10 protein-coding genes are annotated in these 11,764 nt (G+C 63.9%); 2 read left to right on the top strand and 8 right to left on the bottom strand.

The window, feature by feature from the left end:
• Window positions 1-207: 207 nt before the first annotated feature.
• Window positions 208-1,311, bottom strand: coding sequence for a saccharopine dehydrogenase family protein (locus X728_RS149870; RefSeq protein ID WP_023831918.1), 1,104 nt, complete (start codon window positions 1,309-1,311; stop codon window positions 208-210).
• 150 nt (window positions 1,312-1,461) lie between these two features.
• On the opposite strand from X728_RS149870, the gene X728_RS149875 reads away from it, so the two are divergent.
• Window positions 1,462-1,890 carry an Lrp/AsnC family transcriptional regulator gene (locus X728_RS149875; protein ID WP_023672167.1) on the top strand — a complete coding sequence of 143 codons (429 nt, stop codon included), beginning with the start codon at window positions 1,462-1,464 and terminating at the stop codon, window positions 1,888-1,890.
• 178 nt (window positions 1,891-2,068) lie between these two features.
• On the opposite strand, the gene X728_RS149880 is transcribed toward X728_RS149875, so the two are convergent.
• The 5 genes from X728_RS149880 to X728_RS149900 all read right to left on the bottom strand — a co-directional run bounded on the left by X728_RS149880 (window position 2,069) and on the right by X728_RS149900 (window position 8,407).
• Entirely contained in the window at window positions 2,069-4,102 is a 2,034-nt protein-coding gene (locus X728_RS149880) for an aldo/keto reductase (protein WP_023706779.1), read from the bottom strand.
• Between the two features lie 29 nt (window positions 4,103-4,131).
• Window positions 4,132-5,211 carry a sn-glycerol-3-phosphate ABC transporter ATP-binding protein UgpC gene (gene ugpC, locus X728_RS149885; protein WP_023706780.1) on the bottom strand — a complete coding sequence of 360 codons (1,080 nt, stop codon included), beginning with the start codon at window positions 5,209-5,211 and terminating at the stop codon, window positions 4,132-4,134.
• A gap of 13 nt (window positions 5,212-5,224) precedes the next feature.
• The gene (locus tag X728_RS149890) at window positions 5,225-6,061 is read right to left on the bottom strand and encodes a carbohydrate ABC transporter permease (RefSeq protein ID WP_023672164.1); all 837 of its coding nucleotides are present in this window, start codon (window positions 6,059-6,061) and stop codon (window positions 5,225-5,227) included.
• Between the two features lie 13 nt (window positions 6,062-6,074).
• A complete protein-coding gene (locus X728_RS149895; RefSeq protein ID WP_023672163.1) occupies window positions 6,075-6,935 on the bottom strand; it encodes a sugar ABC transporter permease in 861 nt (286 codons plus the stop codon).
• Window positions 6,936-7,138: 203 nt separating this feature from the next.
• Window positions 7,139-8,407, bottom strand: a complete 1,269-nt coding sequence (locus tag X728_RS149900) for an ABC transporter substrate-binding protein (RefSeq protein ID WP_023831917.1) — start codon at window positions 8,405-8,407, stop codon at window positions 7,139-7,141.
• A 106-nt stretch (window positions 8,408-8,513) separates the two neighbouring features.
• Here X728_RS149900 and X728_RS149905 point away from each other — a divergent pair, with 106 nt between their 5' ends.
• A complete protein-coding gene (locus tag X728_RS149905; RefSeq protein WP_023831916.1) occupies window positions 8,514-9,383 on the top strand; it encodes a helix-turn-helix domain-containing protein in 870 nt (289 codons plus the stop codon).
• Window positions 9,384-9,575: 192 nt separating this feature from the next.
• Here X728_RS149905 and X728_RS149910 read toward each other — a convergent pair whose 3' ends face one another.
• A complete protein-coding gene (locus X728_RS149910) occupies window positions 9,576-10,964 on the bottom strand; it encodes an ATP-binding protein (RefSeq protein ID WP_023692904.1) in 1,389 nt (462 codons plus the stop codon).
• A 56-nt stretch (window positions 10,965-11,020) separates the two neighbouring features.
• On the bottom strand, window positions 11,021-11,692 hold the full coding sequence (locus X728_RS149915; protein ID WP_023672160.1) for a winged helix-turn-helix domain-containing protein: 672 nt from the start codon (window positions 11,690-11,692) through the stop codon (window positions 11,021-11,023).
• Between the last annotated feature and the right edge of the window lie 72 nt (window positions 11,693-11,764).

Raw genomic sequence — 11,764 nt, 5'->3', positions numbered from 1 at the left:
GTGTGTCATCGCAGTGTAGAATCACACCCGATTCCGCAGGGCAATACCTATCTTAGCGCCTATGCCCTTGTGGGGAGGGTCGATCCGCGGAGCGGAGCGGGGTGGGGTCCTCGCCGACCGTCAGCGCTCACCCCCACCCCGTCTCGCCATCTCCGCTTCGCTCCGACTGCGAGCCGACCCTCCCCACAAGGGGGAGGGTGAAGTAGCTCAGCTTGCGAGCCGGCTCACCATCTCGTGCTGCGCATAAGCGCGCCCAAAACGATTGGCGAGAAACGCATCCAGCGCGATGTCTTCCTGCTTGACGAAACCGGTCGCCGGCAAGGTGCCGTCGGCCAGCATGTCGAGCACGGCGCAGATGCCGGAGGCGGTGGTGATCTGGATTGCGCTGCGCACCTGGTTGCCGATGCGCTGCGAATAGATCTTGTTGGCGTAGGTTTCCTGCAGCAGGCGGCCATTGCGGCGGCCCGAGACGGTGACGAAGACGATGACCACATCCTGCAGCGTTGCCGGCAGGGCGCTCTCGAAGATATCCTTCAGCACGTCGCGGCGGTGGCGCAGGCCGAGATCGTTGAGCAGCGCCTTCATGATCGCCGCGTGGCCGGGATAGCGGATGGTGCGGTAGTTCAGCGTGCGCACCTTGCCCTTCAGCGTCTCGGCCAGCGTGCCGAGACCGCCGGAGGTGTTGAAGGCCTCATAGGTGACGCCGTCGAGCGAGAACTCTTCGCGCTCCTCCAGCGGCGGCACCTCGATCAGCTCGCCCTCGACGATCGCCTCGCAGGGTTCGCAATATTCGTTGATGACGCCGTCGGTGCTCCAGGTCAGATTGTAGTTCAGCGCATTGGACGGGTATTGCGGCAGCGCGCCGACGCGCATGCGAACGCTTTCCAGCGTGTCGAAGCGGCTGGCGAGATCATTGGCGACGATCGAGATGAAGCCCGGCGCCAGGCCGCATTGCGGAATGAAGGCGCTGTTGCCCGACTTGGCCAGCTCCTTGACGCGGCGGGTCGAGACGACATCCTCGGTCAAATCGAGATAGTGCACGCCGGTGGCGGCGGCCGCTTCGGCGATGCGCGTGGTCAAATGGAAGGGGGCGGCGCTCAGCACGGCGAAGGCGCCGGCAAGGGCGGCCTCGAGTGCGCCCGGCGCTGCGATATCGAGCTCCAGCCCCTCGACGCCGGCGGGAAGTTCGGCCGCGGCAAGCTGCACCGCCGCGCGGTCGATAACGGTGACGTGGTAGTCGCCGCTGTCGGCGAGCATGCCTGCAATGGTGGAGCCGATCTTGCCGGCGCCGACGACGATGATTTTCTTCATGACCTTGCCCCTCGTGAAAACTCTTTGGCCCAGACCGCCGCGCGATGGACGCGATGCCTTCAAGAATCGCAGCTTGCCTGTCGAAAGGAAGCGTGGGATCGTTCGAAATGAACCCTGCAATTGAACGATACGCCGACGAGGTTCGTCGAAATGCTCAGTGACGCCGAACAAAAACTGCTTTCCCTGCTGCGCGCCAATGCCCGCGCGTCGACCACTGAGCTGGCGCGCCAGCTCGGCGTTTCGCGCACGACAGTGCAGAGCCGGATCGAGCGGCTGGAACAGCGCGGCATCATCACCGGCTATGGCGTGCGGATGGCGCCGGACTACGAGCAGGGGCTGGTGCGGGCGCATGTGCTGCTCACCGTCACGCCCAAGCTCGCCGACAAGGTGGTGCGGGCGCTGCAGGCGCTGCCGCCGGTGAGGACGCTGCATTCGGTGAGCGGCAATTTCGACATGATCGTCATCGTCGACGCGCCGTCGATCAGGGATCTGGATGCGTTGCTGGACGAGATCGGGGCGATGGACGGGGTCGAGCGGACGTCGTCGTCGATTATTTTGTCGACACGGATCGATCGGTAGGTGGAACGCATGAGCCGCTAATCTCCCCCGTACGGGGGAGATGGCCGGCAGGCCAGAGGGGGTCGGTTCGACTGGGCTCGGCCTACCTGCCGCTGCAGAAGGAGGTTAGCGCTCCACGCGAGGCGACCCCCTCTGTCGCCTTCGGCGACATCTCCCCCTCAAGGGGGGAGATTAGCTGCTAAGCCCGCCGCCTTTCCGGCCCGCTATCCAGCCACGCCACATCCTCCGCCGACAGCTTGATATCCAGCGCCTTCAAACTGTCCTCCAACTCGTCCAGCGTGCGCGGGCCGATCAACGGCACCGACGGAAAAGGCTGCGCCAGCACATAGGCGAGCGCGATGTGGATCGGACTTTTGCCCAGGCGCTGCGCCAGCTCGATGGCGCGGTCGCGGCGGCCGAAATTTTTCTCGGAATACCAGACCCGCACCAGCTCCTCATTGTCCTGCTTGTCGCGGCCGGCGCGGTCGGTGAAGAAGCCGCGGCCCTGGCTCGACCAGGCGAAGTTGGGCATCTGCCTTTTCGTCAACCAGGATTTCCAGTCGTCGGTGGACGAGGTGATGCAGCCGGCCCAGATCGGTTCCAGCATCTCGGCCAGCGAGAAATTGTTGGAGAGCACGCCGGGCTTCTGCTTGCCGGTGCGCTCGGCATAGGCAATCGCCTCGTCCATGCGCGCCATCGTCCAGTTCGAGCCGCCGAACGGGCCACGGATGCGGCCGGCCTTGACCTCGGCGTCCATCGCATCGACGAATTCGCCGACCGGCACATCCGGGTTGTCGCGGTGCATGAAATAGAGGTCGACATGGTCGGTCTGCAGCCGGTCCAACGACTGGGCGAGCTGCTTGCCGATGACATCGGGATAGCAGAGCGGCGAGTGGGCGCCCTTGGCGATGATCACCGACTGCTCGCGCACGCCGCGATTCCTGAGCCATTGGCCAAGCAGCGTTTCGGTGTAGCCGGCGCCGTAGACATAGCCGGTATCGAACAGATTGCCGCCGGTCTCGAAGAAGGCGTCGAGCAGGATTGCGCCCGACGAGAAGGTGCGGAAATCCTCGAAGCCGAGCGCCACCACGGAGGCCGGCTTCGACAGGCCCGGAATCTTGCGCTTGCCGATGGCCGTGCCGCCGGTGCGCAGCGGCCGGCCCGAAATGGTGTTGGTTCGCTTAGCCGGCTTTTCGATCTCATATTCGAGCCCGACGGCGGCGCGCCATCTGTCGAGGACGCGCAGCGTGCCGAGGCTGTCGGCCCAGCTCATGCCCGGCCAGGCGAACTCCTGTTTGCCGGCCAGGATCGCCTCGCCGGCGGCGTCGACCTCGAAGGAATAGAGATGGCGGGTTTCGTTGACGCTGATGGTATCGCGCGTGTCGTCGGCGAGGATTACATCGATCCGGCCAGGGCCGCCATCGCGGTTGCCGCCGCCGGCGAACCAGAAATCCGGCACTTCGATGCGGCCCTTGGTGCCGAGGATGCGCAGCACATTGTCCTGTTTGAGCGAGATGCTGCAGGATACCTCGGCGACGATGCCACCGGGAAAATGCAGCAGCGCCGAGGCCCATTCGTCGACGCCGGACTTGCCGAGATGGGCGGTGCCGACAACCTTGTCCGGCTCGGCGAAGGGTTTTCCAGTCGCAGCCCCGGCAATCAGCCGCACCATCGAGACGGGATAGCCGCCGACATCGAGGATGCCGCCGCCGGCGAGATCGTTGGCGTAGAGCCGGTGCTCGGGCATGAAGCCCGGCATGGCGAAGCCGAAGCTCGACTTCATCAGCCTGACATCGCCGATGACGCCCGACTTGATGAGTTCCACCAGCTTCGCCGTCTGCGGGTGCAGCCGGTACATGAACGCTTCGCCGAGGAAGGTGCCGGCCTTGCGCGCAGCATGGATCATGGCGTCGGCCTCGAAGGCGGTCAGCGCCAGCGGCTTTTCGCACAGCACATGCTTGCCGGCTTCCGCCGCCTTGATTGCCCATTCGGCATGGCCGGGATGCGGGATGGCGATATAGACGGCGTCGACCTCGGGGTCAGCGAGCAGCGCGTCGTAACCGTCGAGGATGCGGGCGCCGGGAAACGTCTCGGCCAGGCCTGCCTTGCCGGGATTGCGGGCGCCGAGCGCCACGATCGTGCCGGTGCGCGAGCCTGCCACGCCGCGGGCGAACGCTTTGGCGATGTCGCCAGGCCCGAGTATCCCCCAGCGGATGGGCGCGGTTGCAGTCATGGTCATTCTCCTTGCAAGGCTGGAAGCGCTCAGCGCAGCCGCTGGCCGTTTTCGTCGAACAGATAGGATTTGCGGATGGACACGGTGATCTCCTGGGTGTCGGGGACCTTTGCCGCGTCGCGCTGGATCACCAGGTCTTCGCCATGGGCGGTCCTGGCATAGATGAAGCTGGTGCCGCCGAGATGCTCGACCACGTCGATGCCGACGGTGAGGTCGGCGTCGCCTTCGCCGCCATTGCCGAAATGTTCGGGCCGCACGCCGACAATGACCTTGGCTCCTGTTTGCGGCACGGCGCCGGTCAACGGTTGCATAATGCGGGTCATTTCCTCGCCCACCAGCTCGACGGTGACGCTGCTCATGTTGCGCCCGACGACGCGGCCCTTGATGAAATTCATCTTCGGCGAGCCTACAAAGCCGGCGACGAACTGGTTGTCGGGATTGTCGTAGAGATCGAGCGGCCTGCCGATCTGCTCGACATGGCCACCGCGCAGCACGACGATCCGGTCGGCCAGCGTCATCGCCTCGGTCTGGTCGTGGGTGACATAGATCATCGTTGTGCCGAGTTCCTTGTGCAGGCGCGAGATCTCGACCCGCATCTGGACGCGCAGCTCGGCGTCGAGATTGCTCAACGGCTCGTCGAACAGGAAGACTTGCGGTTCGCGCACGATGGCGCGGCCAATGGCGACGCGCTGGCGCTGGCCGCCGGACAATTGCCTCGGCCGCCGCGCCATCAACTCTGTGATGCGCAGGATTTCGGAGGCCCGCTTCACCCGACGCTCGGTGTCCTCCTTGGGGTTGCCGGTCATCCTGAGACCAAAGCTCAGATTCTGCTCCACGCTCATGTGCGGGTAGAGCGCGTAGGACTGGAACACCATGGCGATGCCGCGCTCGGCCGGCTCGACATCGTTCATCACCTTGCCGCCAATGGCGATCTCGCCGCCGCTGATATCCTCCAGCCCGGCGATCATCCTGAGCAGCGTCGATTTTCCACAACCCGACGGGCCGACAAAGACGACGAACTCGCCATCGGCGATATCGATGTTGGCGCCATGGATGATCTCATAGACGCCGAAGCGTTTTACGACATTGGTGAGGGTGACTGCCGCCATATCGCTGTTGTCCCTACTTGACGGCACCGGCGGCGATGCCGGCGATGAAATGGCGCTGCAGCAGCACGAAGACGACCAGCATCGGTACGGTCAGCATGACGGCGCCGGCCATGATGCCGCCCCATGAGACCTTGGTCAGGCCGATCAGCGTGCCGAGCGCCACAGGGGCCGTCATCGCGCCGGGCTGGCTGTTGATCAAAAGCGGCCAGAGATAATTGTTCCACGAGGCGAGGAACAGGATGATGGCGAGCGCCGCCAGCATCGGCCGCGCCAGCGGCAAAGCGACGAACAGGAAGATACGCCATTCCTTGACGCCCTCGACACGTGCCGCGTCGAAAAGGTCGGCCGGCATCATCGAGAAAGCCTGGCGCATGAACAGCACGCCCAGCGAATTGAACAAGGGTGGCACGATCAGCGCAATCCAGGTGTTGGCGAGCTGGAAGTCGCGCGCCACCATGATGAATTGCGGGATCAGCACCACCGCATAGGGCAGCGTGATGGTGCCGAGGATGATCGCCACCACCGCGCCCTTGCCGAAGAACTGATAGCGGGCGAGCGCCCAGCCGGCCATCGAGGTCAGCAGCACCGAGAAGAAGGTGTAGGTCACCGCCACCGCCACCGAAATGCCGATAGCGCCGACGAAATTGGTGTCGCGCTGCAGGTTGTTGAAATTGTCGACGAAATTGCCGTGCGGCAGAAGCTCGATGCCGGGGCTGAAAATGCCGTTGTCGGGCATGGTCGAAAACACCACCATCATCCACAGCGGAAACAGCCAGATCACCGCCAGCGGTGTCAGGACCAGATGCAGCAGGACGCTGCGGCCGAGCCGGCGTTGCGACAGCGAACTCATTTCGGCTCCCCTCTCATTTCGGCTCTCGTGTCAGCCACAGCTGCACCAGCGTGATGGCGATTGCCAGCCCCGCCATGGTGTAGGCGACGGCCGAGGCGTAGCCGAAATTGAGCGAGCGAAAACCCTGGCGGTAGAGCAGCAGGCCAAGCGTCTCGGTGCCGCCGCCGGGGCCGCCGCGCTCCGTGATCAGGAACGGCTCGGTGAACAGCTGCATCGTGCCGATGATCGACAGCACGGCGCAAAACACGATGACCGGCTTGAGCAGCGGCAGCGTTATGTAGAAGAACTGCTTGAGCTTGCTGACGCGGTCGAGCGTCGCTGCTTCATAGACGTCCTCGGGGATCGACTGCAGGCCGGCGAGCAGGATGATGGCGTTGTAGCCGGCCCAGCGCCAGGTTACCGCGATCATGATCAGCGCCATGGCCGGTGTGACGTTGGAGAACCAGTCGATCTTGGCCAGGCCGACGCCGGCGAGGAGCTTGTTGATGATGCCGAAATCCAGGTTGAACATCAGCCGGAACACGGCGGAATAGGCGACCTCGCCGACCACCACCGGAGCGAAGAAGGCAAAGCGGTAGAGGCCACGTGCTTTCAGCAGCGGCGAGTTCAGCAGCACCGCCATGATGATCGCCAGCGAGATCATCACCGGCACCTGGATGACGAGGATGAGCAGCGTGTTCTTCAGCGCGTTGAAGAAAGCGGGGTCGCCGATCAGGCGGCCCCAGTTGAACGTCGGCGCAAAGCGCCAGGGCACCGTGCGCGTCGCCTGGAAGGAAATCATGAACGAGGAGATGATCGGCCACACCCAGAAGATGGCAAAGATCAGAAGGTAGGGCGTAAGGAAGCGATAGGCCGTGGCGTTCTGGTAGCGCATGGTTTCCTCCTCCTTCCTCTTTCCCGGTTGATATCCGGCGTGTTGTTAGCCGGCGGACGCCGCCGGCAATTGGCGAACTGTTGGGCGAGAGCGTCCCTTTCCCCGCCACTATACGGGGAGAGGATGCCGGCAGGCAGGTGAGGGGCAGCGCCAACAGTCCGGCAAATTGCCCTATATCTGGCCCGCCAGCATCACCGCCTTGGTCACTTGATCGGCAGTCCCGTCGCCGAAGCGATCTGGCTGGCGGCGTCGTCGAGGGCGGCCTTGGCATCGGGATAGCCGCCGCCGAGATATTTGGTCTGCACGGCGCGCATGATGATTTCGGCGTCGCTCTGGAACGGCGTGCCGCGGCTCGGCACCACCTTGGGCAGCGTGGCGAGAATGTCCTTCCACACTGCCTGGCCGCCCCAATAGGGCAGGCCCTGCGAGACGTAGGGGTCGTCGAGGGCCGAGATCAGTGACGGCACCAGGCCGAAATCCCTGAGCATGGTGATCTGGCCTTCATTGGTCTCGAGCGTGTATTTCAGATAGGCGTAGGCGGCCTCCTTGTTCTTCGAGGCTGAGGTGATGGCGAGCGACGAGCCTCCGAGATTGGCGGCGCGCGGGCCGTCGGCGGTCAGGCTCGGCATCAGATAGACACCCCATTTGCCGTTTTCGCCGGCGGATTCGGTGCGGATGGTGCCCTCATACCAGCCGCCATAGACCTGGGTGGCGACGGTGCCGGCGGTGTTGTTGGTGATCTTGGTGCCCCAGTCGGCCGACGAGATGATGCCGGCGTCCTTCATGTCCTTGATCTTGGCCAGCGTGTCGACGCATTTCGGCTGGTTGACGGTGATCGACTGCCCATCGGCGGCGAAATAGCCGCAGCCCTGTTCGTTGGAAATCATGCGGAAAAATTCGGTGTCGCCGTTGAAATCGGCATTGGTCATGGTGACGCCGGGATTGGCGGCCTGGACCTTCTTGCCGGCGGCGATGAAATCGTCCCAGGTCTTGATTGAGGCCGGATCGACGCCGGCCTTCTCGTAGAAGTCGCGGCGGTAGAAGGCGGCTACCGGGCCGGAATCCCACGGCATGGCATAGGCCTTGTCGCCGACCTCCAGTTCGGTGCGCTTGAAGTCCGGGAATTTCTTCTGGTCGTCGGCGGTGTAGCCCAGCGTGTGCAAATCGACGAAGCAATCGGGGAACTGGCTCCAGTAATTCTCGGCCTCGCCGTTTTCGATCGAGACGATATCGGGCAGGCCGACGCCGCCGGCCGCGCAGCCGGCGATCGACTTGTCATAGGTCGGCTGGTTGCCGAGATCCTGAACGGTGACCTTGACGTTGGGATGCTGCTTGTTGAAGCCGGCCACCGTCGCCTTCAGCGACGAAGCGGCGATATTCCAGCTCCAGATCGTAATTTCGCCGGACTGCGCCAAAGCCGGGGCTGAGCCCAGGCCAAGCGCCAGCGCGGCACAGATCAGTGTCGTGCGCATTGAAATCCTCCCATTTCATTTGCTCTCTCTTCGCGAGCATGGCTAGACTAGGCGGCGCGGAAGGCTTGTCCCTGACAACGGGAATAAAAGATGGGCGGAAAGTAAGATGCCGGAACGGCCGTTTTACCAGCCTGGCGCCAGCAGCGTCGAAGGCCTGCCGATGGCTTTGCAGATGTTTCACAACCATCCGCTGGTGATGCTGAAGCCGCACTGGCATGCCCAGGTCGAGGTCAATTTCATCGTCCGCGGCAGCGTGCACTACCGCATGAACGAGCACGAGATCGCGCTCACGGCGGGCGACATGTGCCTGTTCTGGGGCGGGCTGCCGCACCAGATGGACGATCTCTCCGACGACGCCATCTATGCCGGCGCGCATCTGCCGCTGGTGCATTTCTTCCGCCTGCATCTGCCGACGGATGTCCGCCACAGGCTGATGACCGGCGCCACGCTGGTGACATCGGCGACCGACCAGGCCGACCATCACAATTTCGAGCGCTGGAACCGCTATTTCCGCTCGGGCGATGCGGCGATAACCGAGCACGCCGTGAACGAGCTGCTGCTGCGGTTGGAGCGGGTGCGCTTCGAGCCCTACCGGCTGGTGCCGGAAACCGCCATCGGCCAGGAACCCGGCGGCCCGTTCGACCAGCAATCGCTGCGCAATGTCGGTCGCATGTGCGACTTCATCGCCGAGAATTTCCTCTACGACATAGACTGCGTCGACATCGCGGCGGCGGCCGACATCCATCCCAAATACGCCATGAGCATTTTCAAGAAATCGACCGGCATGACGCTCAACGAATATATGAATCTGCTGCGGCTGAGCTACGCGCAGGCGCTGCTGATGCATGAAGACGCCAATGTGCTGCGCGTCGCCATGGATTCAGGCTTCGGCTCGCTCAGCGCCTTCAACAAATCCTTCCGCAAGCTGGCAGGGATGTCGCCCTCGGATTTTCGCCGGGGTGCGGTGGGCCGATAGGTTCAACGGTCATCTTGATCAACCCGCAGCCGTTCCGGGTGGAAACATGTGCAAGGCTAATCGCGACCGCCTTTGTCGGATGCGATCATCAACTTGGAGAAAGTTGTCAGCGACTTGGCGTTTCATGAGCGCCTTCCCCCACTCCGTCGCTGCTTCGCTCGACGGAGTGGGGTCGACCTGGCTCTGGCGTTGTCATTTCAAGCCGGGACCGGTGCCCTCCGCCCGAGGAAACCCGACAATTACCGCCAGCCCAGGCCGGCGATCCTCCAGCGCAATCGTTGCACCATGCAGGTCGGCGATGGCCCGCACAAGGCTGAGGCCCAGGCCGCTGCCGGGCGTGGTGCGGCTGGAGTCCAGCCGGTAGAGCCGCTGGAACACTTTTTCGCGCTCCTGCGCCGGGATGCCGGGGCCATTGTCGGCGACCTCAGCCAGAATGCGGTCGCCTTGCCGCCGCACCGATAGAAGGATTGCCGTGCCATCGGGGCAATGCCGCAGCGCGTTCTCAACCAGATTGGCAAACAATTGCGTCAGCAGGTCGCGGTCGCCGTGGACCAGGCATGGGGTGCCGTGGACGATCGTGGCCGACAGCGACTTGCCGTCATCCTCGGCGACACCGGCGTAGATTTCGGCAATGGCATCGATGACGCCGGTGAGGTCGAGATCGACAAAGCGCGACTTGCGGGCGCCGGCCTCGATCTGGGCAATACGCAACAGCGCATCGAAAGTATCGTTGATCTGCAGGCTTTCCCCACGTGCCTCCGCCAGCTCATCGGCAACGGCCTCACCCCGCGCGGTCCTGTCGGCCGCAGCTTCCAAAATCATCTGCAGCCGGTTGAGCGGCGTCTTCAGATCATGCGCGATGTCGGCGCTGACCTGGCGCATGCCGTCCACCAGCGCCGCCAGCCGCTCCAGCGCGGCGTTGACCTGGCGCGAGACGCCGTCAATGTCGTCGCCATTGCCGAGCAGTGGAATGCGGGCGTCGAGCCGGCCGTTGGAGACATCGTCCATGGTGGTGGCAATGCCGTCGAGGCGACGCTGCACACGCGACGCCAGCAAGGCGCCGCCAGCCACCGCCAGCCCTGAAATGATCAGGGTGGCCCAGCCGAAGCTCATCAAAACGATGCGTTCCAGCTCCTCGGTTTCGGAGAGCGAGAAGGCGATTGTCAGGCTGTTGGGCCCGACCGAACCGGTCCAGGCGCGGTACATAGTGTCCGGCGCAACGCCTGGCAGGGAAGCGGCAAAATCCGAAAAGCCATCGGGAAGGTCGGCGGCGGTGAAATTCCCGGCCAGGCGATTGCCGGCGGGATCGGTGAGCGAGAACAGCTGTTCCTTGCTCGGGCTGAGCGCGGCGTGGCTGTCGACTGCCGAAACCAGATCCTCCCGGTCGTTTCCGGCATAGGTCACCGCCACGACCGAATAAGTCTCCTTGACCGACTGGTCGAGCTGCTCGGCAAGATCCGCGCTCATCAGCTGGTAGACGATGGCGCCTGACAGGATGAAGGCGAGCACGAACAGCAAGGCGAAGGTCAGGGCCAGCCGAAACGGCGTGCTGCGCAGCAGGCGAGAGCCTGTCTCAGTCATAGTGCGTTTCAGTCATGGCAAGCTTCAGTCATGGCAAGTTTCTGTCATGCCGCGCCTCAGTCGTGAACACTGTAGCCAGTGTTGCGCACGGTGTGGATCAACGCGGTTTCGAACGGCCTGTCGATCTTGGCGCGCAGCCGGCTGATATGGGTTTCGACGACGCTGGTCTTGGGGTCGAAGTGAAAATCCCAGACCCGTTCCAGAAGCATGGTGCGGGTGATGACGCGGCCCTCGCCGCGCATCAGCACTTCGAGCAGGCTGAATTCGCGCGGCTGCAGGTCGATCGCCTGGCCCTGCCTGGTGACGCGGCGCTGGATCAGGTCCATTTCGAGGTCTGCGATGCGCAGCGTCGTCTTCAGCTCCTGCACCGCAGGGCGACGGCCGAGCGCGTTGATGCGGGCGAGCAGTTCGGAAAAGGCGAATGGCTTGACGAGATAGTCGTCGCCGCCGGCCTCGAGCCCTTCAACCCTGTCGTCGACGCCGCCGACCGAGGTCAGAAAGATCGCCGGCGTGCGCACGCCCGCCGCCCGCACCGCCTTGATCATCGACAGGCCGTCGAGGCCGGGCAGCATGCGGTCGACGACGATCACGTCATAGGCGTCGCGTGTCGCGGCAAACAGCGCGTCATGCCCGTCGCGCAGCAGATCGCAGACATGCCCGGCTTCGCTCAGGCCCTTGACGACATAGTCTGCGGTCCTGGGGTCATCCTCAACAAGGAGAAGTCGCATCTCTGTTCCGGTCTGTTGCCGAGGCTTTGCCAGAGCGGCATGCTAGCACCGGCGGCGGTCCGTTCCTAGAAT

The sequence above is a fragment of the Mesorhizobium sp. L103C119B0 genome, assembly GCF_000502235.1.
Taxonomy (GTDB): Bacteria; Pseudomonadota; Alphaproteobacteria; order Rhizobiales; family Rhizobiaceae; genus Mesorhizobium.
Note: the sequence above shows the minus strand (reverse complement) of the source record. Positions and strands in the feature narration are given on the sequence as shown.